Source organism: Enterobacter sp. BIDMC 30 (assembly GCF_000534355.1).
GTDB classification, from domain to species: domain Bacteria; phylum Pseudomonadota; class Gammaproteobacteria; order Enterobacterales; family Enterobacteriaceae; genus Enterobacter; species Enterobacter ludwigii.
The window spans coordinates 853,427-877,492 of sequence record NZ_KI973169.1 but is presented as its reverse complement, the minus strand read 5'-3'; the positions used below and the strand labels follow the sequence as shown (position 1 = coordinate 877,492).

Below are 24,066 nucleotides of genomic sequence, written 5' to 3'. Positions count from 1 at the left end.
GTTATATTTATTTCCTGACTTAATTTAGGCGTTATAAAATCGTCATTCAGTATAATCCTCACGTCATGACAGCACATTGTTTTAACGCTCAAGCATTGCGGCGTGTTTTGATAATATTTTGAGCATATGCACAACGTGATGGGCGCTGATGCACAGAATCAGGCATTGCTGGCCGGGTGGCATCTGCGCCGGGTTTAAGGAGCGATCGGGATCACATTTTGATATCTCGTCTCCTGACATTCTTTATTGACTCAAGCCGCGTCTTTATTTCTGCGATAAGAAAATAAACATCCCCTGGCTGCATTTACTATCAGACATTTTGCTGGAGAATATTGAACAATGGCCGACATTGAAATTCGACAAGCGTCGCCGACGGCGTTCTATATCAAAGTTCACGACACGGATAATGTGGCGATAATTGTTAACGACAACGGTCTAAAAGCGGGAACTCGTTTCCCGGATGGGCTGGAGCTGACTGAACATATTCCGCAGGGGCATAAAGTCGCTCTGGTGGATATCCCGGCCCACGGTGAAATCGTGCGGTATGGCGAAGTTATCGGGTATGCGGTTCGCGCCATTCCTCAGGGGAGCTGGATCGAGGAGTCGCTGGTTGAGCTACCCGAAGCGCCGCCGCTGAACACGCTCCCCCTGGCCACCCGGGTTCCTGAGCCACTGCCCCCGCTTGAAGGGTACACATTCGAAGGGTACAGGAATGCGGACGGCAGCGTAGGCACCAAGAATCTGCTCGGTATCACCACCAGCGTGCACTGTGTGGCAGGCGTGGTGGATTACGTGGTGAAAATCATTGAGCGCGACCTGCTGCCGAAATACCCGAATGTCGACGGCGTGGTAGGTCTGAACCATCTGTACGGCTGCGGCGTGGCCATCAATGCTCCGGCGGCCGTGGTACCGATTCGTACCATCCATAACATCGCGCTGAACCCGAATTTCGGTGGCGAAGTGATGGTCATTGGTCTCGGTTGCGAAAAGCTGCAGCCAGAGCGTCTGCTGCAGGGCACCGAAGATGTGAATGCCATTCCGGTCGACGAGGCCAGCATTGTTCGTTTACAGGATGCGCATCACGTCGGATTCCGTTCAATGGTTGACGATATCCTTCAGGTGGCGGAGCGCCATCTGGAAAAACTGAACCAGCGCCAGCGCGAGACCTGCCCGGCGTCAGAACTGGTGATAGGCACTCAGTGCGGCGGCAGCGATGCGTTTTCAGGCGTCACGGCGAACCCGGCGGTGGGCTATGCCTCGGATCTTTTTGTCCGCTGTGGCGCCACGGTGATGTTCTCCGAAGTGACCGAAGTGCGTGATGCCATCCATCTGCTCACCCCACGCGCCATCAATGAAGAGGTGGGCAAACGCCTGCTTGAGGAGATGGCCTGGTACGATAACTATCTCGACATGGGACAAACCGATCGCAGCGCCAACCCCTCTCCGGGCAATAAAAAAGGCGGTCTGGCGAACGTGGTGGAAAAAGCCCTCGGCTCGATTGCCAAATCCGGCCAGAGCGCCATTGTTGAAGTGCTCTCCCCGGGCCAGCGCCCCACCAGACGCGGCCTGATTTACGCCGCGACCCCGGCCAGCGACTTCGTCTGTGGCACACAGCAGGTGGCATCCGGCATTACGGTGCAGGTCTTTACCACCGGGCGCGGCACGCCGTACGGGCTGATGGCGGTACCGGTGATTAAAATGGCCACCCGTACCGAGCTGGCAAACCGCTGGTATGACCTAATGGACATCAACGCAGGCACCATTGCCACTGGCGAAGAGAGTATTGAGGATGTCGGCTGGAAGCTGTTCCGCTTCATTCTGGACGTGGCAAGCGGCCGTAAGAAGACGTTCTCCGATCAATGGGGATTACATAACCAGCTGGCGGTGTTTAACCCGGCACCGGTGACGTGACCGCTTTCCCCCTCTCCCGAAGAGAGGGGGCAACTTATCCCTTCACCAACACCACATCTATCCCGCTCTTACGCAGCCCTTCCAGGCTCTCAGGCGGAATCCCTTCATCGACGATAATCATATCGATTCTCTGGGTATCGATGATTTTATGCAGGCTCGAACGGTTAAATTTGCTGGAGTCAGTGACCACGATAATACGCTCTGCCACCTCGCACATCCGCCGGTTCAGTCGGGCTTCATCTTCATTGTGGGTACTGACGCCGCGATCGAGGTCGATGGCGTCGACCCCCAGAAAAAGCAGATCAAAGTGGTAATTCTGTAAGGACTGCTCTGCCTGGTCGCCGTAAAAGGATTGCGACTGGCGGCGCAAGTGCCCACCGGTCATCAGCAGCTCCACCCCTTCCGCTTCCAGTAATGCATTCGCCACGTTCATTCCGTTGGTCATGGCAATCACATCCGTGTGCTGACGCAGCATACGGGCGATTTCAAACGTCGTGGTTCCGGAATCCAGAATGATGCGATGACCCGGCTTCACCAGCGCGGCGGCCGCCTGCGCGATACTGCGCTTAACTGCAGTATTGAGCGAACTTTTGTCCTCCACGGAGGGTTCAGTGCCAGGCGCATTGCCTTCACAAATCAGCGCTCCGCCATAAGCACGAACGGCAATGCCCTGCTTCTCAAGAAACGCCAGGTCGTTACGGATCGTCACCGTGGAAACACCATATAAATGAGAAAGATCGTTAACCTGCACGCTTCCCTGTGCCCGCAACCGCTGAATGATCTGCTCTCGCCTTTCACTGGTGCCGGTGACGCGCTTCTCCGCGGATGAATCGGTGCTGCTCATGCGAGCTCCTTAATAAATGGTCTTTCGTTTCATTTCGTTTTGTCTATTAACGCCTTTCTTTTATGGGAATGCAAGCCCTGCCTGCTTCCAGTCAGCGCACTCTCTCGTCGCTGAAACCTTTCATTATGTTTCTTTTGTGAAACAGATCGGAAAACTATTATCTTTCGTTTTATTTTTATACCACCATGATGCAGGATTAAATGAAACAAAACGAAAGATGAAAACCATCACCATCCGAAATGGAGAGGAAAGTGAAACATCTGACAGAAATGGTGGAACAACATAAACGGGGGAATGCGAACGGGATTTATGCCGTTTGTTCCGCACATCCACTGGTACTTGAAGCCGCAATTCGTTACGCCCAACTGCATCACACGCCGCTGCTGATTGAAGCCACCTCTAATCAGGTGGATCAATTTGGCGGTTACACCGGTATGACACCCGCCGATTTTCACGGGTTCGTCTGTAAGCTGGCGGAATCCCTTGGTTTCCCGACATCGCAACTGATCCTCGGCGGCGATCATTTAGGGCCAAACCGCTGGCAAAACTTGCCTGCCCGGCAGGCGATGGCGAATGCCGAAGATCTGATCAGAAGCTATGTCGCTGCCGGGTTTAAAAAGATCCACCTCGACTGCAGCATGTCCTGCGAAGACGATCCAGTACCGTTAACCGACGCCATCGTTGCCGAGCGCGCGGCACGCCTGGCGAAAATTGCGGAGAAAACCAGCCTGGCGCACGCTGATGTCGCTGACCTGGTCTATGTCATCGGTACGGAAGTGCCGGTTCCGGGCGGCGCGCATGAAACGCTCACCGAGCTTGCCGTCACGACCCCTGAAGCCGCGCGTGCCACCCTTGAAGCTCACCGCCACGCGTTCGAGAAAGAAGGGTTAAGCGACATCTGGCCACGCATTATTGGCCTGGTGGTTCAGCCTGGCGTTGAGTTTGACCACGCACATGTGTGTGACTATCAACCGCAAAACGCCGTCGCCCTAAGTCATATGGTTGAAGCTTACGACACGCTGATATTTGAAGCGCACTCTACCGACTACCAGACACCGCAGGCGCTGCGCCAGCTGGTGAAAGATCACTTCGCCATCCTCAAAGTTGGCCCGGCACTAACCTTTGCCCTGCGTGAAGCGTTGTTCTCGCTGGCCGCCATTGAAGAAGAGTTGCTGCCTGCAAAAGCCTGTTCGGGCCTGCGTCATGTCCTGGAAAACGTGATGCTCGATCGCCCCGAATACTGGCAAAGCCATTATCACGGTGATGGCAATGCGCGACGCCTGGCACGCGGGTATAGCTACTCCGATCGGGTGCGCTATTACTGGCCGGACAGCCAGATCGACGAAGCCTTTGCGCGGCTGGTACGCAACCTGGCAGACGAACCGATCCCGCTGCCGCTGATCAGCCAGTACCTGCCGTTGCAGTACAGCAAAGTTCGCGAGGGTGCTCTCAAGTCGACACCACGGGACCTCATCCTCGACCACATTCAGGACATACTCCAGCAGTACCATGCCGCCTGCGAAGGCGTAACGACTCAAAACGCATAATTAAAAAGAGGAAAGCGCTATGCCAAACATTGTCTTATGCCGCATCGATGAACGCCTGATCCACGGTCAGGTAGGTGTGCAATGGGTTGGGTTTGCGGGGGCCAACCTGGTGCTGGTCGCTAATAATGAAGTCGCTGAGGATCCGGTTCAACAAAACCTGATGGAGATGGTGCTCGCAGAAGGGATCGCCGTGCGTTTCTGGTCGCTGCAAAAAGTGATCGACAACATTCATCGCGCTGCCGAGCGCCAGAAAATTCTGCTGGTCTGCAAATCACCCGCGGATTTTCTGACGCTGGTCGAAGGCGGCGTGCCCATCACCCGTATCAACGTAGGAAACCTGCATTACGCCAGTGGCAAAAAACAAATTGCCAAAACGGTCTCTGTCGATGCGAACGATATCGCCGCATTTAACGGCCTGAAAGCCGCCGGAGTGGAATGCTTCGTTCAGGGTGTTCCGACTGAGACTGCTTTGGATCTCTTTAAACTGCTCTGAGGGATTCACAATGGAAATTAGTCTCTTGCAGGCATTCGCGCTGGGCATTCTCGCCTTTATCGCGGGCCTGGATATGTTTAACGGGTTAACACACATGCACCGCCCGGTGGTGCTCGGGCCGCTGGTTGGCCTCATTCTGGGCGATCTGCACACCGGTATTTTAACGGGCGGTACGCTGGAGCTGGTCTGGATGGGGCTGGCTCCGCTGGCCGGCGCGCAACCGCCAAACGTCATTATCGGCACGATTGTCGGCACCACGTTCGCGATCAGCACCGGTGTGAAGCCGGATGTCGCCGTTGGGGTCGCCGTCCCGTTTGCGGTTGCGGTACAGATGGGGATCACTTTCCTGTTCTCCGTCATGTCCGGGGTGATGTCCCGCTGTGACCGCATGGCAGCCAATGCGGACACGAACGGCATCGAAAGGGTCAACTATCTGGCACTGCTGGCGCTCGGTATCTTCTATTTTCTGTGTGCCTTCCTGCCGATCTACTTTGGCGCTGAACACGCGAAAACCGCCATTGATGTGCTGCCGGAACGTCTGATTGACGGCCTCGGCATCGCCGGCGGCATCATGCCCGCGATTGGCTTCGCCGTATTGCTGAAAATCATGATGAAAAACGTCTATATCCCCTACTTTATCATCGGCTTTGTTGCCGCAGCCTGGTTGAAACTGCCGGTGCTGGCGATTGCCGCGGCTGCGCTGGCAATGGCGCTGATTGACCTGATGCGTAAATCGCCTGAACCGGCGACACCTGCAGCCCAGAAAGAGGAATTCGAAGATGGCATCTAATCAAACTACGCTGCCTGGCGTTTCTGAACACGAAGAGACGCTGCTCACGGGCGTGAATGAAAACGTCTATGAAGATCAACATATTGGTGCCGAGCTGACGAAAAAGGATATTAACCGTGTCGCCTGGCGTTCGATGCTGCTGCAGGCCTCGTTTAACTATGAACGTATGCAGGCTTCCGGCTGGCTGTATGGCCTGCTGCCCGCGCTGAAAAAGATCCATACCAACAAGCGGGATCTGGCCCGCGCCATGAAAGGCCATATGGGCTTCTTCAATACGCATCCATTTCTGGTGACATTTGTCATTGGCATCATCCTGGCGATGGAGCGCTCCAAGCAGGATGTCAACAGTATCCAGAGCACCAAGATCGCCGTGGGGGCACCGCTTGGCGGCATTGGCGATGCCATGTTCTGGCTTACGCTATTGCCAATTTGCGGCGGGATCGGCGCAAGCCTTGCCCTGCAAGGCTCCATACTGGGTGCGGTGGTCTTTATTGTGCTGTTTAACGTAGTGCATCTTGGCCTGCGTTTTGGCCTGGCACATTACGCCTACCGGATGGGTGTGGCTGCCATCCCGCTGATTAAAGCTAATACCAAAAAGGTCGGCCACGCGGCTTCCATCGTGGGGATGACGGTCATTGGCGCGCTGGTGGCAACCTACGTACGTCTCAACACCACGCTTGAAATCAAGGCCGGGGATGCGGTGGTCAAGCTGCAAGCCGACGTTATCGACAAACTGATGCCCGCTTTCCTGCCGCTGGTCTATACCCTGACCATGTTCTGGCTGGTTCGTCGCGGCTGGACCCCACTGCGCCTGATCGGTATCACCGTGGTGCTGGGGGTTGTCGGTAAGTTCTGTCACTTCCTGTAAAGCAAAGAGGTCGCAATGTTAGGCATTATTTTGACGGGTCACGGCGGGTTTGCCAGCGGGCTTGAACAGGCGATGAAACAAATCCTCGGCGAGCAGCCGCAGTTTATCGCCATCGATTTTCCTGAAAGCTCCACCACCGCGCGGCTGACCGCGCAGCTTGAACAGGCAGTCAGTGAACTGGACGAGCAGCACGATATTGTGTTTCTCACCGATCTGCTCGGGGGGACGCCGTTCCGGGTGGCATCAATACTCGCCATGAAAAGACCCGGCAGCGAAGTGATTACCGGTACAAACCTGCAGCTGTTGCTTGAGATGGTACTGGAGCGCGACGGGTTAAGCAGCGAAGCCTTTCGTCTGCAGGCCCTGGAATGCGGGCATCGCGGCCTGACCAGCCTGGTGGATGAGCTGGGGCGCTGTCGTGAGGAAGCCCCCGCTGAGGAAGGGATATGAGTCAGGTGCTGCGCGCGCGTCGTCTGCTGACCGAGCAGGGCTGGCTGGAGGATCACCAGCTACGCATGGAGAGCGGAATTATCACCGCCATCGAGCCGATCCCAGCTGGCGTGCATGCCCGGGATGCCGACCAGCTTTGCCCGGCGTATATCGATACCCACGTTCACGGTGGCGCGGGTGTGGACGTGATGGATAATGCCCCAGAGGTGCTGGACACGCTGGCGATGCATAAAGCGCGTGAAGGCACAGGGGCTTTTTTACCGACGACCGTCACCGCACCGCTGGAGACTGTCCACCGGGTGCTCGCACGCATCGCCCGGCGCTGTATGTCCGGGGGTCCTGGCGCGCAGATACTGGGCAGCTATCTTGAAGGTCCCTATTTTACGCCACAGAACAAAGGGGCACATCCGCCTGCGCTGTTTCGTGAACTGGATGTCAGCGAACTGGACTCGCTGATTGAAGTATCGCAACACACCCTCAGGGTTGTCGCTCTGGCACCGGAGAAACCCGGTGCGTTGCAGGCCATTCGCCACCTTAAGCAGCGTGGGATACGGGTCATGCTCGGCCACAGCGCCGCGACGTACGATCAAACGCTTGCCGCTTTTGAGGCGGGCGCTGATGGGCTGGTGCACTGTTATAACGGCATGACCGGGCTCCATCATCGTGAACCCGGTATGGTCGGTGCAGGCTTGACGGACCCGCGGGCATGGCTGGAACTGATTGCCGACGGGCATCACGTTCACCCGGGTGCTTTGCGGCTGTGCGCCTGCTGTGCCAAAGAGCGGATCGTTCTGATTACCGATGCCATGCAGGCCGCAGGGATGCCCGACGGACGTTACAGGCTATGTGGCGACGAGGTCAACATGCACGCTGGGGTGGTACGCACCGCTTCCGGTGGGCTTGCAGGCAGCACGCTGTCTCTCGATGCCGCCGTGCGCAATATGGTGGCGCAGGCGGGAATAACGCCAGCGGATGCGATCCATATGGCCTCGCTGCACCCTGCCCGCTTGCTGGGTATTGATCACCAGCTCGGTTCCTTAAAACCGGGCAAGCGTGCCAATATTATTGCGCTGGATGAAGGTTTCCACCTTCAGCAGATCTGGATCCAGGGTTTGGCTCTCCCCCTTTAGACCTTTCATTGTCCCGTTATTGGGCCTTGCGGCAAGCGATCGCAAGGTCTTTCTTTTCCTTTCCTTAATCATTGCCTTTTCTTTGCCGATCACACTTTTCGTTTTATTTCTTTTCTTTCATTGAACTTTCGATTTCTTTTCTATAGATTTTATTTAACTGCTTAAGTGAACAAGTGAAACGAAACGAAAGATAGCGACACGTTTGCCAGCGTCTGATGTGGAATTCACACGACTAAGGACTGAGTTATGTCAGAAACCAACACTACCGCCACCACCGGCACATGGACCGAAGAAGAGATCCGCCAGCAACCTGCCAGCTGGATCCGCTCACTCAACAATATCGATAACCTGCGCGCGTCGATCGATAACTTCCTGACGCCGCTGCTGCGCAAGCGCGAGCTGCGGATCGTGTTGACGGGGGCAGGCACCTCGGCCTTTATCGGCGACATCATTTCGCCCTGGCTCGCCAGCCACACCGGGAAAAACATTACCGCCGTACCGACGACCGATCTGGTCACGAATCCGATGGACTACCTGAGCGCCGCACACCCGCTGCTGCTGGTGTCGTTTGCCCGTTCCGGCAATAGTCCGGAAAGCGTAGCCGCCGTTGAACTGGCAAACCAGTGTGTGCCGGAGTGCTACCACCTGTCGATCACCTGTAATGAGGCGGGAAGCCTTTATCAGACCGCGGTAAACAGCGATAACGCGTATGCGCTGCTGATGCCTGCCGAAACACACGATCGCGGGTTCGCGATGACCAGCAGCATTACCACCATGATGGCAAGCTGCCTGGCAGTCTTCGCCCCGGAGACGATCAACAGCCATACCTTCCGCGATGTGGCCGATCGCTGCCAGACGATCCTCACGTCACTGGGCGATTTCAGCCAGAGCGTCTTTGGCAACGATCCGTGGAAAAGGATCGTCTATCTGGGAAGCGGGGGGCTGCAGGGAGCCGCTCGTGAATCGGCGCTGAAGGTGCTGGAGCTGACGGCAGGCAAGCTGGCGGCGTTCTACGATTCCCCAACCGGTTTCCGTCATGGCCCTAAATCGCTGGTGGATCGCGAAACGCTGGTGGTGGTGTTTGTCTCCAGCCACCCCTATACGCGGCAGTACGATCTGGATCTGCTTGCTGAGCTGCGCCGCGATCGTCAGGCCATGCGCGTGGTGGCCATTGCCGCCGAAACCGATCCGGTCATTGAGGCTGGCCCGCATATCCTGCTGCCCCCTGCCCGCACGTTTATCGATATGGAACAGGCCTTCTGCTTCCTGATGTACGCCCAGGTCTTTGCCCTGTCTCAGTCACTTCGTGTGGGCAATACCCCGGATACACCGTCCGCCAGCGGCACGGTTAACCGTGTCGTGCAGGGCGTGGTTATTCATCCGTGGCAGGCTTAAGAGGATCCGATCATGAGTATTATTTCGACAAAATATCTTCTGCTGGACGCCCAGGCGAAAGGCTACGCCGTACCGGCGTTCAACATCCATAACGCGGAGACGATCCAGGCGATCCTCGAAGTGTGTAGTGAAATGCGATCGCCGGTGATCCTCGCGGGCACGCCGGGCACCTTTAAGCACATTGCCCTGGAAGAGATCTACGCCCTGTGTAGCGCGTACTCCACCACTTACGACATGCCGCTGGCGCTGCACCTCGATCATCACGAATCGCTCGACGACATTCGTCGCAAAGTTAACGCGGGTGTGCGCAGCGCGATGATCGACGGCAGCCACTATCCGTTTGAGCACAACGTAAAGCTGGTGAAAGCAGTGGTCGACTTCTGCCACCTCAACGATTGCAGCGTTGAAGCCGAACTGGGCCGCCTGGGCGGCGTGGAAGATGACATGAGCGTGGACGCTGAAAGCGCGTTCCTGACCGACCCGCAGGAAGCAAAACGCTTCGTTGCGCTGACCGGCGTCGACAGCCTGGCTGTGGCCATCGGAACCGCTCACGGTCTTTATACCAAACGGCCAAAAATCGACTTTCGACGGCTGGCTGAAATCCGCGACGTGGTGAGCGTACCGCTGGTGCTGCACGGGGCGAGTGATGTGCCGGATGACGATGTTCGCCGCACCATAGAGCTGGGCGTCTGCAAAGTGAACGTGGCAACCGAGCTAAAAATTGCGTTCTCTGGCGCCGTTAAGGCCTGGTTTGCTGAGAACCCGCAGGGCAACGATCCGCGTTTCTACATGCGGGTTGGCATGGATGCCATGAAAGACGTGGTCAGAAGCAAAATCACCGTGTGCGGCTCGGCGAACCGATTGCTGCTCCCGGCGGAAGCCTGATCTCATCGCATAGAACATCAATAACTCAAAAATAACTATAAGCCTCGCAAATATGAAGGCGCGTCCTTAAGCCAGACAGCGCCTTCCATTACGATAAATAATTCCGAGGAGTCCCTACATGACACAGGAAAAGTCGTTTAAATCGAAAGCGTGGGAGTTTTTTCAGAGCCTGGGAAAGACCTTTATGTTCCCGGTCTCCCTTCTGGCCTTTATGGGGTTATTGCTGGGTATCGGTAGTTCTGTTACCAGCCCCTCCACCCTCAAAAGTTTCCCCTTTCTGGGCGGCGAATTAACTCAGCTCACCTTTGGCTTTATTGCCATGGTCGGCGGCTTCGCCTTTACCTATCTTCCCCTCATGTTTGCCATGGCGATCCCAATGGGGCTGGCCAGACGCAACAAAGCAGTGGGCGCTTTTTCCGGGTTTGTTGGCTATATGCTGATGAACATGAGCATCAATTATTACCTGATTGCGACCCACCAGCTTGCCGATGCCGCCTCCATGAGACAAGTCGGGCAATCGATGGTGCTGGGCATTCAAACCCTGGAGATGGGTGTGCTGGGCGGCATCGTGGTTGGGGTCATAACCTTTTTCCTGCACGAGCGTTTTCAGGATACCGTTTTACACGACGCGTTCGCCTTCTTTAGCGGCATTCGTTTTGTGCCGATTATCACCGCCCTCACCCTCTCACTGGTGGGGCTGTTTATTCCCCTGCTGTGGGAGTATGTTGCGCTGGGCATTACCGGGATTGGCCATATTATCCAGAGCACCAGCGTGTTCGGCCCGTTCCTCTACGGCGTGGGGGTACTACTGCTCAAACCCTTTGGCCTGCACCATATTTTGCTGGCGATGGTGCGCTTCACGCCCGCGGGCGGTATTGAAATGGTCAATGGTCATGAAGTCGCCGGGGCGCTGAACATTTTCTACGCCGAACTGAAAGCGGGTCTGCCGTTCAGCCCGCACGTTACCGCGTTCCTGTCGCAGGGCTTTATGCCGACCTTTATCTTCGGCTTACCGGCAGTGGCATACGCCATCTATCGCACGGCCCGCCCGGAAAACCGCCCGGTGATTAAAGGCCTGCTGCTCTCCGGCGTGCTGGTCTCCGTCGTCACCGGGATCTCCGAGCCAATTGAATTCCTGTTCCTGTTTATCGCCCCTGCCCTTTACGCCTTCCATATTGTGATGTCGGGCCTGGCCCTGATGGTCATGGCTCTGCTGGGGGTGACCATCGGCAACACCGACGGCGGCATTCTGGACCTGCTTATCTTCGGGGTCATGCAAGGGATGTCGACCAAATGGTATCTGGTATTCCCGGTAGGCATTGCCTGGTTTGCCCTCTACTTCTTCGTCTTCCGCTGGTACATCCTCAAACACGATATTAAAACGCCGGGCCGTGAAGTGGACACCCAGGGTGCACAGCAGGCCGTCGAGGCCAATACCCGGGCACGCGGAAAATCGAAATACGATCATGGGCTTATCCTGCGTGCGCTCGGCGGTAAAGAGAACATCGAGTCGCTTGATAATTGCATTACCCGGCTGCGTCTGGTGGTGAAAGACATGAGTCTCATCGACCAGCAGGCGTTAAAAGAGGCCGGTGCATTGTCCGTCGTGGTGCTGGATGCGCACAGCGTCCAGGTGATCATCGGCCCGCAGGTGCAAAGCGTAAAAACCGGCATTGAAGCCTTAATTTAACAGGGGGTTGTGGTGTTTAATTTTGACGAAATCATTGAGCGTAAAAGCGACCGGTGTCGAAAATGGGATCACGCCTTTGTCCGCTCGCGCTTTGGTGATGTGCCTGAAGGTTTTATCCCGCTGTGGATTGCCGATATGGATTTCACCTCCCCACCTGCCGTGACAGAAGGTTTCCAGCGCATCGTGGAGCATGGCACCTTCGGCTACACCTGGTGCTTTGACGAATTTTACGATGCGGTTATCGCCTTCCAGCGCGAACGTCATCAGGTTGACGTCGATAAATCGTGGATCACGCTGACGTACGGTACCGTCTCCACGCTGCATTATACGGTTCAGGCGTTTTGTAAACCTGGCGACACGGTGATGATGAACACACCGGTGTACGATCCGTTTGCCATGGCCGCCCAGCGTCAGGGGGTAGCGATACTGGCAAACCCGCTGTGCGTGAGGGAAAATCGCTACCAGCTTGATTTTAATCTGGTGGAAGAACAGCTCAGAACGCACCGTCCAAAACTGTGGTTCTTCTGCTCGCCGCATAACCCTTCCGGCAGGATCTGGCACGCCGATGAGATACGTCAGATTTCAGACCTCTGTCAACGCTACGGCACCCTTCTGGTGGTTGATGAGGTCCACGCTGAACATATTCTGGACGGTCATTTCGTCAGCTGTCTGGCATCCGGCTGCGCGGCGCAGGACAATCTGATCCTGCTGACCTCCCCGAATAAAGCGTTCAACCTTGGCGGGCTGAAAACCTCCTACGCCATCATTCCGGATGCCACCCTGCGCCAGCGCTTTCGCCACCAGCTTGAGAAGAACGCCATCACCTCACCCAATATATTCGGGATATGGGGAATTATTCTTGCCTACCAGCATGGTTTGCCGTGGCTCGACGCGCTGAACGGTTATCTGCGCCGTAACGCTGGCTATCTGGCAGAGGCCATCCAGACCCACTTCCCGGCCTGGAAAATGATGAACCCGGAATCATCGTATCTGGCCTGGGTTGACGTCAGCGCAGATGAACGTAGCGCCACTGAATTGACCCGACATTTCGCCCATCAGGCTGGCGTCGTCCTCGAAGATGGCAGCCACTACGTCCAAAACGGCGAACACTACCTGCGCATTAATTTCGGCACCCAGCGCTACTGGCTGGAGCAGTCCATCACCCGAATGCTGAAGCATTACTAATAAGGATCTTACCCTGATGAAAAAAGTGCTCACACTCTCGATGCTTGCCTTGTGTGTTTCTCATGGCGCGGCGGCAGCGCAATACGCGCTCGATAATGACTCCATTGCCCTCTCGTTTGATGACGCCAGTTCAACGGTGGTAGTGAAAGACAAAACGGCTAACCATCCGCTTACGCCGCAGGAGCTGTTCTTTCTGACCCTGCCGGATGAGACCAAAATTCATACTGCAGACTTTACAATTAAGCATGTAGAAAAACAGGCCAACGCGATTGTCATTGATTTCACCCGTCCGGATTTTAACGTGACGGTGAAGCTGAATCTGGTGAAGGGAAAATATGCCAGTATTGATTACACCATTGCGGCCGTCGGCCAGCCGCGAGAGGTGGCGAAAATCACCTTCTTCCCGACGAAAAAGCAGTCTCAGGCACCGTACGTTGATGGCGCCATCAACAGCTCGCCCATTATTGCTGATTCGTTCTTTATCCTGCCGGATAAGCCAATCGTTAATACGTATGCCTATGAAGCGACGACCAATCTGAACGTGGAGCTGAAAACGCCGGTTCAGCCTGACGCGCCGGTCAGCTTTACCACCTACTTTGGCACGTTCCCGGAAACCAGCCAGCTGCGCCGTAGCGTAAACCAGTTTATCGACGCCGTGCGTCCACGGGCGTACAAACCCTATCTGCACTACAACAGCTGGATGGATATCGGCTTCTTTAACCCCTACACCGAACAGGATGTGCTGGGGCGGATGGATGAGTGGAATAAAAAATTTATCACCGGACGCGGCGTGGCGCTGGATGCGTTCCTGCTGGACGATGGCTGGGACGATCGTACCGGACGCTGGCTGTTTGGCCCGGCCTTCAGCCACGGCTTTGGTAAGGTCAGGGAAAAAGCGGACAGTCTGCACAGCTCCGTCGGGCTGTGGCTCTCACCGTGGGGAGGTTATAATAAGCCGCGCGATATTCGCGTCTCCCATGCCAAAGAGTACGGCTTCGAAACGGTAGACGGGAAGCTGGCTCTCTCGGGCCCGCGCTACTTCAAAAACTTCAATGAGCAGATCATCAAGCTGATTAAAAACGAACATATCACCTCGTTTAAGCTCGACGGGATGGGCAACGCCAACTCGCATATTACTGGCAGCCAGTTCGCGTCCGATTTTGATGCGTCTATCGCCCTGCTGCATAACATGCGCAGCGCAAACCCCAATCTGTTTATCAACCTGACAACGGGTACCGACGCCAGCCCATCCTGGCTGTTCTATGCCGACTCCATCTGGCGTCAGGGGGATGACATCAACCTTTACGGCCCCGGCACGCCGGTACAGCAATGGATGACCTACCGCGATGCTGAAACATACCGCTCTATTGTGCGTAAAGGCCCACTGTTCCCGCTGAACTCGCTGATGTACCACGGGATAGTCAGCGCGGAAAATGCCTATTACGGACTGGAGAAGGTGCAAACGGACAGCGATTTTGCCGATCAGGTCTGGAGCTACTTCGCCACAGGGACGCAACTGCAGGAGTTATATATCACGCCATCAATGCTGAATAAGGCGAAATGGGACACCCTGGCGCAGGCAGCAAAATGGGCGCGAAATAACGCCAGCGTGCTGGTGGATACGCATTGGATCGGTGGCGACCCGACGGCGCTTGAGGTTTACGGCTGGGCCTCCTGGAGCAAAGACAAAGCCATTCTGGGCTTGCGAAACCCGTCAGATAAGCCGCAAAGCTATTATCTGGATTTGGCAAAAGACTTTGAAATCCCGACAGGGGGCATGGCGCAGTTCAGTCTGAACGCCGTGTACGGCAGTAACACAAGCGTACCAGGGGAGTATCGAAAGGCCGTGGTGATTACGCTGCAGCCGCTGGAAACGCTGGTGTACGAGGCCATTCCCGCGAAGTAAAATAAACTGGCCCGGCGTGATTGCCGGGCCGATATATTACCCCTGCTGCTCCAGCGCATATTTATACAGTGCGTTTTTCTTCACGCCGTGGATCTCTGCCGCCAGCGCAGCCGCTTTCTTGAGCGGCAGTTCAGCCTGCAGCAGCGCAAGTGTACGAAGCGCATCGGCAGGCAATGCGTCCTCCTGCGCCTTATGTCCTTCAACAATCAGCACCATCTCGCCCTTGCGGCGGTTTTCGTCTTCCTTCACCCACGCCAGCAGTTCTCCTACCGGTGCGCCGTGAATGGTTTCCCAGGTTTTGGTCAGCTCGCGTGCCAGCACCACGTAGCGGGCTTCCCCCCAGACGGTCACCATATCTTCCAGGCTTTCCAGCAGGCGATGCGTAGATTCGTAGAAAATCAGGGTGCGCGGTTCAGCTTCCAGCGCTTTTAACACGTCGCGGCGGCCTTTGGATTTGGCAGGCAGGAAACCTTCATAGCAGAAGCGGTCGGAAGGCAGACCCGCAGCGCTCAGCGCCGCGATAGCCGCACATGGGCCAGGCAGCGGCACCACGCGGATCCCGGCTTCACGGCAGGTACGCACCAGATGGTAGCCGGGGTCGTTAATCAGCGGCGTACCCGCATCGGAGACCAGGGCAATGTTCTGCCCCTCTTTCAGCTTCGCCACCAGCGTTTCGACTTTTTGTTGCTCATTGTGATCGTGTAACGCGAACAAACGCGCGCTAATGGCGAAGTGCTGGAGCAGTAAGCCTGTGTGTCGGGTATCTTCAGCGGCAATTAAATCAACAGCCTGCAATACGGTAAGCGCACGTTGGGTAATATCAGATAAATTCCCGATAGGAGTAGGTACAATATAGAGCTGGCCTTGAGAATTATCTGCCGTTTCGTGTTGTTTCATTGTTTCGTCCGTATTGCCGATTTAATATTGAGCATTGCGTAAAAAAAATCACTGGATACAGTATGGTACCGTTAACGTTTCTTCGAAAAAAAGCCACGCGCAGCGTGCCGCTCCTGCTGGCAGCCCTGATCTTTGCAGGCTGTGGCACCCAGGCACCCGACCAGAGCACCGCCCATTTGCAGGGTTCTGCTCAGGCTGACTCTGGCTTTTATCTGCAACAAATGTCGCAGAGCTCAAATGATACCAAGACCAACTGGCAATTACTCGCCATTCGTGCACTGCTGAAAGAGGGTAAAACCCAGCAGGCTGCCGAATTGTTCAACCAGTTGCCAAAAGATCTGAATGATGTTCAGCGTCGTGAGCAGAGCCTGCTCTCTGCCGAGCTGAAAGTCGCGCTGAAAGATTACGATGCCGCGAAAAAGATCCTCGGGGATATCGACGTGAGCGCGCTGGACAAAAATCAGCAGGCTCGCTTCTGGCAGGCGGGCATTACCGCTGAACAGGGCCGCCCTTCCCTGACGCTGCTCCGTGCGCTGATCGCCCAGGAGCCTCTGCTCGGCGGTGCTGATAAGCAGAAAAATATCGATGCCACGTGGCAGGCGCTGGCCTCTATGACGCAGGAACAGGCGCGTGCACTGGTGATCAATGCAGATGAAAACGTCCTGCAGGGCTGGCTGGATCTGCAGCAGATGTGGTTTAACAACCGCAACGATCCGAAGATGCTGAAAGCCGGTATCACTGACTGGCAGACCCGCTACCCGCAGAATCCGGGCGCGAAAATGCTGCCAACGCAGCTGGTAAACGTGCAGAACTTTAAGCCGGCCTCGACCAGCAAGATTGCACTCCTTCTGCCCTTAAACGGTCAGGCGGCGGTATTCGGTCGCACTATTCAACAAGGTTTTGAAGCCGCGAAAAACGGCACGACGCCAGTGACGGGCAGCGCAGTGCCGACCCAGGCGGCACAGGCGGCAAACGTGAATGACGTGGTTAGCCCTTCCGGCGCTGAAACCAGTGACCTGACCACCGCGCAGACGCCGGCACAGGGGACGATGCAGAACCCGGTAACGGCCCCTACGACGGCAACGCCAGCGCCGGCTGAAACGCAAGCAGCTCCGGCGACTGACACCGCTTCTGAACAACCTCAACCGCAGAACGTTCAGCCTGCACCGCCCGCCACGCCGGCTGAGACTCAAGCAGCCCCGGCGGCTGACACCGCGTCTGAACAACCTCAACCACAGAACGTTCAGCCTGCCCAGCCCGCAGAACAAACGGCACAACCTGCCGCGCAAACACCGTCGGTGGCCACCACCAGCGCGAACCCGGGGGCTGAGCTGAAAATCTACGACACCAGTTCGAAGCCGCTTGACCAGGTACTGGCGCAGGTTCAACAGGATGGTGCGAGCATCGTTGTCGGCCCGCTGCTGAAAAACAATGTCGAAGAGTTGATGAAGAGCAATACCACGCTGAACGTGCTGGCACTCAACCAGCCAGAGCAGGTTCAGAACCGGGCCAATATTTGCTACTTCGCGCTGTCGCCGGAAGATGAAGCCCGCGATGCGGCGCGTCATATTCACGAGCAGGGTAAACAGGCTCCGCTGTTGCTCATCCCACGCAGTACGCTGGGGGATCGCGTTGCTAATGCTTTTGCCGATGAGTGGCAGAAGTTGGGCGGCGGCATTGTGCTACAGCAGAAATTCGGCTCCGCGTCTGAACTGCGCGCGGGCGTCAATGGCGGAGCGGGCATTGCCCTCAACGGCAGCCCGGTCAGCGCAAGCCTGCCGCAGCAGCAGAGTGTGACCATTGGCGGTCTGTCGATCCCTGCACCACCTACCGACGCGCAGATCAGCGGTGGCGGTAAAGTGGATACAGCGTATATCGTTGCCACCCCGCAGGAAATCGCCTTCATCAAACCGATGATTGCAATGCGTAACGGCAGCCAGAGCGGCGCAACGCTGTACGCCAGTTCACGCAGCGCGCAAGGTACCGCCGGCCCGGATTTCCGTCTGGAGATGGACGGCCTGCAGTACAGCGAGATTCCCATGCTCGCAGGCAGCAACCCGGCACTGATGCAGCAGGCGCTGAGCACCGTCCGCAACGACTACTCTCTGGCACGTCTGTATGCCATGGGTGTCGATGCCTGGGCGCTGGCGAACCACTTTACCCAGATGCGTCAGGTGCCGGGCTTTGAGCTTAACGGCAATACCGGCGATCTGACGGCCACTCAGGATTGTGTGATTAACAGGAAGTTATCATGGCTCAAATACCAGCAGGGGCAAATCGTCCCGGCCAGTTAAGCCGTAAAGAGACCGGTGACGCGTGGGAATTAAAAGCGCGTCGCTGGCTTGAAGGCAAAGGACTGCACTTTATCGCCGCTAACGTTCGCGGACGTGGCGGCGAAATCGACCTCATCATGAAAGACGGTGAGGTCATCGTGTTTGTAGAAGTTCGCTACCGACAGTCTTCCCGTTTTGGCGGCGCTGCCGCCAGCGTGACGTTCGCCAAACAACATAAATTATTACAGACTGCCCACTTGTGGCTTGCCCGCCATAATGGGAGTTTTGATACTGTGGATTGCCGGTTCGATGTGGTAGCCTTCACCGGCAATGCGATCGAATGGCTGAAAAACGCTTTTGGCGAAGACGCATAATTAAGATTTAAAAGGGATAACGTGCTCGAAAGAATTAAAGTGTGCTTCACTGAAAGCATCCAGACTCAGATTGCAGCGGCGGAAGCCCTTCCGGACGCTATCTCTCGTGCCGCCATGACGCTGGTGCAATCCCTGCTCAACGGCAACAAAATCCTCTGTTGTGGCAATGGCACTTCAGCCGCCAACGCACAGCATTTTGCTGCCAGCATGATCAATCGTTTTGAAACAGAACGACCGAGTTTACCCGCCATTGCACTTAATACCGATAATGTGGTCTTAACAGCGATTGCTAACGATCGTCTGCATGATGAGATTTACGCAAAGCAGGTGCGAGCCCTGGGTCATGCCGGAGATGTTCTGCTGGCAATCTCCACGCGCGGCAACAGCCGGGACATTGTCAAAGCCGTTGAAGCCGCCGTCACCCGCGATATGACTATCGTTGCCTTAACAGGCTATGACGGTGGTGAGCTGGCGGGTTTGCTTGGGCCGCAGGATGTGGAAATCCGCATTCCCTCTCACCGTAGCGCGCGCATTCAGGAGATGCATATGCTCACGGTGAACTGCTTATGCGATTTGATCGATAACACGCTTTTCCCTCACCAGGATGATTAAGGAGTTCTTATGAAGGCTTTATCGACCCTCGCAGTCCTTATGTCTGCATTACTGCTTCAGGGATGTATCGCTGCGGCTGTCGTGGGTACCGCCGCGGTTGGTACTAAAGCGGCAACCGACCCGCGTTCCGTAGGGACACAGGTCGATGACGGTACGCTGGAGTTGCGCGTCAACAGTGCGCTGTCGAAAGACGAACAAATCAAGAAAGAAGCGCGTATCAACGTCACGGCCTATCAGGGCAAAGTGTTGCTGACGGGCCAGTCGCCGAATACCGAACTCTCCAGCCGCGCAAAACAGATCGCAATGGGCGTTGAGGGCACCACGGAAGTCTTCAATGAAATCCGTCAGGGGCAGCCAATCAGCCTGGGTACCGCGTCGTCTGATACCTGGATCACCACCAAAGTACGCTCCCAGCTGCTGGGCTCGGACCAGGTGAAATCCTCAAACGTGAAAGTGACAACGGAAAACGGCGAAGTGTTCCTGCTGGGTCTGGTCACCGACCGTGAAGGGAAAGCGGCGGCCGATATCGCCAGCCGGGTGAGCGGCGTGAAACACGTCACCACCGCCTTCACCTACATCAAGTAACCAGAACGTCTGACAGAAAGCCCGGTAAGCAGTAACGCTACCGGGCTTTTTTTATACCAGTGCAATACTTCCTACCATCACTCCGCTCAGTGCCACCAGCCCCGCGGTCAGCCACAGCGCTTTCGCCGGGAATGACTTACGCAACATGACAAGCGACGGCAGGCTGATTGCAGGCAGGGTAATGAGCAGCGCCAGTGCAGGCGCGGTGCCCATCCCGGCCAGCATCATGGTCTGAACAATGGGAATTTCAGCGGCCGTTGGGATCACGAACAGGCAACCGGCAACCGCCATTGCAACGACCCACAGCAGCGTGTTGTCGATAGCCCCGTCCGCATGCGGGAACAGCCAGACGCGCGCCGCGCCCAGCACCAGAACCGCCAGGATATAGACCGGGATGGTGCTCCAGAAAAGTTGCCACAGCGCCCTGCCCCAGCGCGCGAAGAAGCCGCCCTGCGGTTCACTGATATCCACGTCAACTGACGCAGGCGCTACGGTTTTGTCTTTCACCAGATGTTGCACCAGTGTCGCCACGACCAGCACCGTCAGCAGCCCGGCCACCAGACGAATAAAGGCGAAATGCCAGCCCAGCACAAAGCCCATAAACACCAGCGTCGCCGGGTTTAACAACGGGTTCCCCATCCAGAAAGCAAGCGCACCGCCCATCGAGACGCGCTGACGACGCATCCCGGCGGCCACAGGCGCTGCACAGCACGAGCACATCATGCCCGGCAGGGAGAAAATCGTCCCCAGCAGCGTACCCTGAAAGCGGGGCTGACCGAGGGTTTTCACCAGCCAGTGACGCGGGATAAGCACCTGAATCAGCGAGCCCAGCAGGACGCCCAGTACCGCGGCTTTCCAGACGGCAAGGAAATAGACCATGGCGTAATCCCACGCCGCCTGAAGCGGGCTGGAATCAGCCTGAGCGAGAATAGATTTTCCGATACTGTGCGTTTCGGCGGCCGTAAAGGCTTTACCGTAGTACGGCTGCCATTTCACATACCAGAGGCCGATGATGACCACGAGAAAGAAGAGCGCGGGCTTCCACCATTGAACAGGTGAAGCCGCCTGAGATGAAGACTGACCAGTCATAGCATTCCCCGGAGAGTAGTAGGTTATTAGCCGGGGGAGTTTACGCCTCGCCCTGTGCGATTTCACGCAGTTTTGCCGACGGGATGATATTCACGCCCTCCTGCGATGGCGAGAGCCCTTCTTTTAGCATCGCACGCGCCACGTCCGCTGCCTCAATGGATTTCCAGTTACCCGGCAGGATGCGGAACAGAGGCGCGAAAAACGATTCGTTAAAACGGCGTTCATCCCGGTGCCCGAGCAGCATGGAGGGGCGAACAATGGTCAGTTGCTCCCACTTCTGGGCAATCAGCGCCTCTTCCATTTTGCCCTTCACCTTGTTGTAGAAAAAAGGTGACCCGGCATTGGCACCGAGCGAACTGACCACCACAAAATGTGTTGCCCCCAGCTTTTTAGCCGTCAGCGCCGTATCGACCACCAGCGTGTAGTCCGCATGCACAAACGCCTCTTTACTGCCCGCTTCACGCAGCGTTGTACCGAGGCAGCAAAAGGCGATATCCACAGGATCCTGCACCTGCGCCAGTGCATCGGTAAGCTGCGGGTCGTGGGGGTTAAAGACGCCGGAGATATCCGCGAGAGGCCGACGCGTCGGGGCGGCAATATAGTTAACCCGGTGCTCCTGAAGCAGCAGCCGCAGCAGATGCCCGCCCACCAGCCCGGTCGCGCCGGTAATCAGTACCTGACTCATTTCATCTCCCCTTTACAGAATTGTCCGTTTGCGAACTCAGCGTCGTCGACCACACTTAGAAGTCTGTTACAGGTAAGTATTTACCACAAGCGGAGAAAAATCTGTCTGAAGCCAAAACAACGGAGGAAGCATGGGCAAGAAAATCGCAGTCTTGATCACCGACGAGTTTGAAGATTCAGAATTCACCTCGCCAGCCGAGGCATTTCGCAAGGCAGGACATGAGGTCATCACCATTGAGAAAGAGGCGGGTAAAACGGTGAAAGGCCATAAGGGCGAAGCCAGCGTGACCATCGATGAAACCATCGATAACGTCAGCCCGTCAGATTTCGATGCCCTGCTGTTACCCGGCGGTCATTCACCGGATTCCCTGCGTGGGGATGAACGGTTCGTGACCTTCACGCGAGACTTTGTCTCGACGGGCAAACCGGTCTTTGCCATCTGCCACGGTCCGCAACTGCTCATCAGCGCAGATGTCGTGCGCGGGCGTAAACTCACGGCCGTAAAACCGATCGTTATCGATCTGAAAAATGCGGGGGCTGAGTTTTACGATCAGGAGGTTGTGAACGACAAAGACCAGCTGATCACCAGCAGGACCCCGGACGATCTGCCCGCGTTTAACCGTGAAGCGCTACGCCTGCTCGGCGCGTAGCCAGTGAAGCTTTGTGCCAAAGCCCAGGGTGTTGTCGGTAAATTTCAGCTCATCAAGGCGGATTTCCCACACCGGAGCTTTTAGCGCAATGGCAACCGGAAAGCGGCGCGTGTAGCGTTTTCGCTGCGCGTCGCTCTCTTCTCCGTCCAGACGGCGGATCTCCCCTTTAAACTGCAGGCCACGAATCAGCGCGACCGTTTTAGGCTGGCCGTTCACCGTGCCCGCCACCTTCGTCTGCGAACCCGACATTTGCGCATGACGGGTTTTATCCTCGCTCAGGACATAAAAGGCGACACGCTCGGGATCGTAATAATAAAACGCGTTTGCACACCACATTTCACCTTCGTCATACACGCACCAGGTGACGACATGCTGTTTTGCCAGCCAGCGGTTAATGGTGGTCAGAGTTTCCATTTTCGCTCTCTCTCATGCTAAGGTGCGTTCACCTTAACATACTGAATCTGTTTACCGTGTGCTGGTTTCTCTATCTTGTTCGTACCGCCGACAACGCCCTGTACACCGGGATCACTACCGATGTGGCGCGGCGTTTTCTGCAACATCAAACGGGGAAAGGTGCCAAAGCGCTGCGGGGGAAAGGGGAATTACAGCTCGCCTTTTCAGCGCCCGTTGGCGACAGGTCGCTGGCGCTCAGAATGGAATACCGCATTAAGCAACTGACGAAGCGTCAGAAAGAGCGCCTCGTCACCGGAGACGGCTCCTTTGAGGCGCTTCGCGAGAGCCTGATTAAAAGCGATTGAAATGGTCGTGGTACTCAACCAGACCGTTCACGCCGTTAAACGCGTCATCCGCCAGACGGTGCACCTGGAAGGCGGATTCCGTTCCCGGCCAGCGGCAGCGGAGATCGTAATGCGCTGCCGGTTCGAAGCCTAAACGGCCATAGAACGTAGCATCTCCCAGCGTCACCACGGCGGCATAGCCAAATTCGTTGAGCGAGTCCAGTCCTTCGTAAACCAGCTGGCGCGCCAGCCCCTGGCCGCGGTAGTGCTCATCAACCGCCAGCGGTGCCATTCCTACCCACTGTAGCTCTTCGCCCTGAACGGTAACCGGGCTGAAGGCAACATAGCCCACCACCTGACCTTCGTCATCGGTGGCAACCAGCCCCAGCGTAATCAGGCCGTCTTCGCGGAGATCGTGGACCAGTTGCGCTTCGTCATCCCGCGCAAAAGAGCGGCGTAACAACGCATCGATACCCGGTGCATCAATCCCAATTTCGACTCGAATCAGCATGGCTCACCTACTGAAGTGTGTTTACTTTCCGGCGGGGTTTTCAGCCCCGCCTCAACGAAATCTGCCATTTGCATCAACATCACACGCAGCGCTTTCGGCATCTGCTCCAGCTCAATGGCATCCATTAAATTCTTCACGTACAGACCAAGTTCCGTATCGCCTTCGATAACCAGTCGGCGCTGGAAGAAGAGTGTGTCCGGATCCTGCTTACGCGCGGCGATCATCAGCAGATCGCTGGCGCTGGCGCTAAAGCTCACATCCGCGTCGGCGGACTCACGGACGATCAGTTGGTCATTCTCAACAGAGGTAAACCAGCGCAGCCCGATATCGTGGACGTCAATGCTTAACCAGCGCCCTTCCAGGAACGCCAGCTCACCGTCCTGCAGTGCCTGGCGGAATTGCCAGCTCAGCACCTGCTCCAGCACCTGGCGTTTAAGCGCGAACGGGGCCAGTTTTACCGGCACGCTCAGCATTGATGGACCAAATTGTACGAGACGTGAACGCAGTTTATCCAGCACGAGCTTTACTCCCTGATAGCTATAGTCCTGCTATTTTGCCAT

At 56.3% G+C, this 24,066-nt stretch carries 25 protein-coding genes; 18 read left to right on the top strand and 7 right to left on the bottom strand.

Annotated elements, in window-relative coordinates; genetic code table 11:
- Positions 1–339: 339 nt before the first annotated feature.
- Entirely contained in the window at positions 340–1,911 is a 1,572-nt protein-coding gene (gene garD, locus L466_RS18010) for a galactarate dehydratase (protein ID WP_032680215.1), read from the top strand.
- 34 nt (positions 1,912–1,945) lie between these two features.
- Here the strand turns inward: garD and L466_RS18015 are convergent, their stop codons facing one another.
- Positions 1,946–2,755: a DeoR family transcriptional regulator gene (locus L466_RS18015; RefSeq protein WP_020883561.1), complete on the bottom strand. Its 810-nt coding sequence runs from the start codon at positions 2,753–2,755 to the stop codon at positions 1,946–1,948.
- A gap of 251 nt (positions 2,756–3,006) precedes the next feature.
- Here L466_RS18015 and kbaZ point away from each other — a divergent pair, with 251 nt between their 5' ends.
- From kbaZ to L466_RS18070, 11 genes are all read left to right on the top strand, one after another.
- Positions 3,007–4,302 carry a tagatose-bisphosphate aldolase subunit KbaZ gene (gene kbaZ, locus L466_RS18020; protein ID WP_020883560.1) on the top strand — a complete coding sequence of 432 codons (1,296 nt, stop codon included), beginning with the start codon at positions 3,007–3,009 and terminating at the stop codon, positions 4,300–4,302.
- A 19-nt stretch (positions 4,303–4,321) separates the two neighbouring features.
- The gene (agaV, locus tag L466_RS18025; RefSeq protein ID WP_032680213.1) at positions 4,322–4,795 is read left to right on the top strand and encodes a PTS N-acetylgalactosamine transporter subunit IIB; all 474 of its coding nucleotides are present in this window, start codon (positions 4,322–4,324) and stop codon (positions 4,793–4,795) included.
- Positions 4,796–4,805: 10 nt separating this feature from the next.
- The gene (gene agaW, locus L466_RS18030; RefSeq protein WP_032680212.1) at positions 4,806–5,585 is read left to right on the top strand and encodes a PTS N-acetylgalactosamine transporter subunit IIC; all 780 of its coding nucleotides are present in this window, start codon (positions 4,806–4,808) and stop codon (positions 5,583–5,585) included.
- A complete protein-coding gene (gene agaE, locus L466_RS18035; protein ID WP_020883558.1) occupies positions 5,575–6,453 on the top strand; it encodes a PTS N-acetylgalactosamine transporter subunit IID in 879 nt (292 codons plus the stop codon). Before agaW ends, agaE begins: the two co-directional genes overlap by 11 nt.
- 15 nt (positions 6,454–6,468) lie before the next feature.
- The gene (gene agaF, locus L466_RS18040) at positions 6,469–6,903 is read left to right on the top strand and encodes a PTS galactosamine/N-acetylgalactosamine transporter subunit IIA (protein ID WP_032680211.1); all 435 of its coding nucleotides are present in this window, start codon (positions 6,469–6,471) and stop codon (positions 6,901–6,903) included.
- A complete protein-coding gene (nagA, locus tag L466_RS18045; RefSeq protein ID WP_032680210.1) occupies positions 6,900–8,033 on the top strand; it encodes an N-acetylglucosamine-6-phosphate deacetylase in 1,134 nt (377 codons plus the stop codon). Before agaF ends, nagA begins: the two co-directional genes overlap by 4 nt.
- Positions 8,034–8,279: 246 nt before the next feature.
- The gene (locus L466_RS18050; RefSeq protein WP_032680208.1) at positions 8,280–9,428 is read left to right on the top strand and encodes an SIS domain-containing protein; all 1,149 of its coding nucleotides are present in this window, start codon (positions 8,280–8,282) and stop codon (positions 9,426–9,428) included.
- 12 nt (positions 9,429–9,440) lie between these two features.
- Complete coding sequence (gene kbaY / locus L466_RS18055; RefSeq protein WP_032680207.1) at positions 9,441–10,313, top strand: tagatose-bisphosphate aldolase subunit KbaY; 873 nt, start codon at positions 9,441–9,443, stop codon at positions 10,311–10,313.
- A gap of 118 nt (positions 10,314–10,431) precedes the next feature.
- Positions 10,432–12,003, top strand: a complete 1,572-nt coding sequence (malX, locus tag L466_RS18060) for a maltose/glucose-specific PTS transporter subunit IIBC (protein ID WP_032679035.1) — start codon at positions 10,432–10,434, stop codon at positions 12,001–12,003.
- A gap of 12 nt (positions 12,004–12,015) precedes the next feature.
- Positions 12,016–13,188, top strand: a complete 1,173-nt coding sequence (locus L466_RS18065; RefSeq protein ID WP_032680206.1) for a MalY/PatB family protein — start codon at positions 12,016–12,018, stop codon at positions 13,186–13,188.
- A 16-nt stretch (positions 13,189–13,204) separates the two neighbouring features.
- Positions 13,205–15,094 (top strand): alpha-galactosidase, encoded by a 1,890-nt coding sequence (locus tag L466_RS18070; protein ID WP_032680204.1) that lies wholly within the window; start codon positions 13,205–13,207, stop codon positions 15,092–15,094.
- Positions 15,095–15,130: 36 nt separating this feature from the next.
- Here L466_RS18070 and rsmI read toward each other — a convergent pair whose 3' ends face one another.
- On the bottom strand, positions 15,131–15,991 hold the full coding sequence (gene rsmI / locus L466_RS18075) for a 16S rRNA (cytidine(1402)-2'-O)-methyltransferase (protein ID WP_032680203.1): 861 nt from the start codon (positions 15,989–15,991) through the stop codon (positions 15,131–15,133).
- Positions 15,992–16,053: 62 nt separating this feature from the next.
- On the opposite strand from rsmI, the gene L466_RS18080 reads away from it, so the two are divergent.
- The 4 genes from L466_RS18080 to dolP are packed head-to-tail and all read left to right on the top strand — an operon-like array spanning position 16,054 to position 19,835.
- The gene (locus L466_RS18080; protein ID WP_032680202.1) at positions 16,054–18,285 is read left to right on the top strand and encodes a penicillin-binding protein activator; all 2,232 of its coding nucleotides are present in this window, start codon (positions 16,054–16,056) and stop codon (positions 18,283–18,285) included.
- Positions 18,243–18,638, top strand: a complete 396-nt coding sequence (locus L466_RS23570; RefSeq protein WP_020883549.1) for a YraN family protein — start codon at positions 18,243–18,245, stop codon at positions 18,636–18,638. The genes L466_RS18080 and L466_RS23570 overlap by 43 nt, the downstream gene beginning before the upstream one ends.
- Before the next feature lie 21 nt (positions 18,639–18,659).
- Positions 18,660–19,250, top strand: a complete 591-nt coding sequence (diaA, locus tag L466_RS23565) for a DnaA initiator-associating protein DiaA (RefSeq protein WP_003861754.1) — start codon at positions 18,660–18,662, stop codon at positions 19,248–19,250.
- 9 nt (positions 19,251–19,259) lie between these two features.
- A complete protein-coding gene (dolP, locus tag L466_RS18095) occupies positions 19,260–19,835 on the top strand; it encodes a division/outer membrane stress-associated lipid-binding lipoprotein (RefSeq protein ID WP_014171764.1) in 576 nt (191 codons plus the stop codon).
- Between the two features lie 51 nt (positions 19,836–19,886).
- On the opposite strand, the gene L466_RS18100 is transcribed toward dolP, so the two are convergent.
- Positions 19,887–20,924: a permease gene (locus tag L466_RS18100; RefSeq protein WP_032680201.1), complete on the bottom strand. Its 1,038-nt coding sequence runs from the start codon at positions 20,922–20,924 to the stop codon at positions 19,887–19,889.
- A 40-nt stretch (positions 20,925–20,964) separates the two neighbouring features.
- Positions 20,965–21,609: an NAD(P)H-binding protein gene (locus L466_RS18105; protein ID WP_025202931.1), complete on the bottom strand. Its 645-nt coding sequence runs from the start codon at positions 21,607–21,609 to the stop codon at positions 20,965–20,967.
- A 130-nt stretch (positions 21,610–21,739) separates the two neighbouring features.
- Between L466_RS18105 and L466_RS18110 the strand changes: the two genes are divergently transcribed.
- On the top strand, positions 21,740–22,258 hold the full coding sequence (locus tag L466_RS18110; RefSeq protein WP_014171767.1) for a type 1 glutamine amidotransferase domain-containing protein: 519 nt from the start codon (positions 21,740–21,742) through the stop codon (positions 22,256–22,258).
- On the opposite strand, the gene L466_RS18115 is transcribed toward L466_RS18110, so the two are convergent.
- Positions 22,238–22,672, bottom strand: coding sequence for a YhbP family protein (locus tag L466_RS18115; protein WP_032680200.1), 435 nt, complete (start codon positions 22,670–22,672; stop codon positions 22,238–22,240). The two genes, L466_RS18110 and L466_RS18115, sit on opposite strands and share 21 nt — an antisense overlap.
- Before the next feature lie 14 nt (positions 22,673–22,686).
- Here L466_RS18115 and L466_RS18120 point away from each other — a divergent pair, with 14 nt between their 5' ends.
- Complete coding sequence (locus L466_RS18120; protein ID WP_014171769.1) at positions 22,687–23,016, top strand: GIY-YIG nuclease family protein; 330 nt, start codon at positions 22,687–22,689, stop codon at positions 23,014–23,016.
- On the opposite strand, the gene L466_RS18125 is transcribed toward L466_RS18120, so the two are convergent.
- Positions 23,003–23,506, bottom strand: a complete 504-nt coding sequence (locus L466_RS18125; protein WP_014171770.1) for a GNAT family N-acetyltransferase — start codon at positions 23,504–23,506, stop codon at positions 23,003–23,005. The genes L466_RS18120 and L466_RS18125 overlap by 14 nt on opposite strands.
- Positions 23,500–24,024 (bottom strand): ubiquinone anaerobic biosynthesis accessory factor UbiT, encoded by a 525-nt coding sequence (locus L466_RS18130; RefSeq protein WP_020883544.1) that lies wholly within the window; start codon positions 24,022–24,024, stop codon positions 23,500–23,502. The genes L466_RS18125 and L466_RS18130 overlap by 7 nt, the downstream gene beginning before the upstream one ends.
- Positions 24,025–24,066 lie beyond the last annotated feature (42 nt).

Bases quoted from the DNA above. Each gene is read 5' to 3' on its own strand.
- agaW (WP_032680212.1), top strand. From the start codon at position 4,806: ATGGAAATTAGTCTCTTGCAGGCATTCGCGCTGGGCATTCTCGCCTTT.
- L466_RS18015 (WP_020883561.1), bottom strand. From the start codon at position 2,755: ATGAGCAGCACCGATTCATCCGCGGAGAAGCGCGTCACCGGCACCAGT.
- L466_RS18100 (WP_032680201.1), bottom strand. From the start codon at position 20,924: ATGACTGGTCAGTCTTCATCTCAGGCGGCTTCACCTGTTCAATGGTGG.
- L466_RS18115 (WP_032680200.1), bottom strand. From the start codon at position 22,672: ATGGAAACTCTGACCACCATTAACCGCTGGCTGGCAAAACAGCATGTC.
- L466_RS18110 (WP_014171767.1), top strand. From the start codon at position 21,740: ATGGGCAAGAAAATCGCAGTCTTGATCACCGACGAGTTTGAAGATTCA.
- L466_RS18080 (WP_032680202.1), top strand. From the start codon at position 16,054: ATGGTACCGTTAACGTTTCTTCGAAAAAAAGCCACGCGCAGCGTGCCG.
- L466_RS18105 (WP_025202931.1), bottom strand. From the start codon at position 21,609: ATGAGTCAGGTACTGATTACCGGCGCGACCGGGCTGGTGGGCGGGCAT.
- L466_RS18120 (WP_014171769.1), top strand. From the start codon at position 22,687: ATGCTAAGGTGCGTTCACCTTAACATACTGAATCTGTTTACCGTGTGC.
- malX (WP_032679035.1), top strand. From the start codon at position 10,432: ATGACACAGGAAAAGTCGTTTAAATCGAAAGCGTGGGAGTTTTTTCAG.
- L466_RS18070 (WP_032680204.1), top strand. From the start codon at position 13,205: ATGAAAAAAGTGCTCACACTCTCGATGCTTGCCTTGTGTGTTTCTCAT.
- agaF (WP_032680211.1), top strand. From the start codon at position 6,469: ATGTTAGGCATTATTTTGACGGGTCACGGCGGGTTTGCCAGCGGGCTT.
- kbaY (WP_032680207.1), top strand. From the start codon at position 9,441: ATGAGTATTATTTCGACAAAATATCTTCTGCTGGACGCCCAGGCGAAA.
- L466_RS18050 (WP_032680208.1), top strand. From the start codon at position 8,280: ATGTCAGAAACCAACACTACCGCCACCACCGGCACATGGACCGAAGAA.
- rsmI (WP_032680203.1), bottom strand. From the start codon at position 15,991: ATGAAACAACACGAAACGGCAGATAATTCTCAAGGCCAGCTCTATATT.
- agaV (WP_032680213.1), top strand. From the start codon at position 4,322: ATGCCAAACATTGTCTTATGCCGCATCGATGAACGCCTGATCCACGGT.
- L466_RS18125 (WP_014171770.1), bottom strand. From the start codon at position 23,506: ATGCTGATTCGAGTCGAAATTGGGATTGATGCACCGGGTATCGATGCG.
- L466_RS23570 (WP_020883549.1), top strand. From the start codon at position 18,243: ATGGCTCAAATACCAGCAGGGGCAAATCGTCCCGGCCAGTTAAGCCGT.
- garD (WP_032680215.1), top strand. From the start codon at position 340: ATGGCCGACATTGAAATTCGACAAGCGTCGCCGACGGCGTTCTATATC.
- nagA (WP_032680210.1), top strand. From the start codon at position 6,900: ATGAGTCAGGTGCTGCGCGCGCGTCGTCTGCTGACCGAGCAGGGCTGG.
- agaE (WP_020883558.1), top strand. From the start codon at position 5,575: ATGGCATCTAATCAAACTACGCTGCCTGGCGTTTCTGAACACGAAGAG.
- dolP (WP_014171764.1), top strand. From the start codon at position 19,260: ATGAAGGCTTTATCGACCCTCGCAGTCCTTATGTCTGCATTACTGCTT.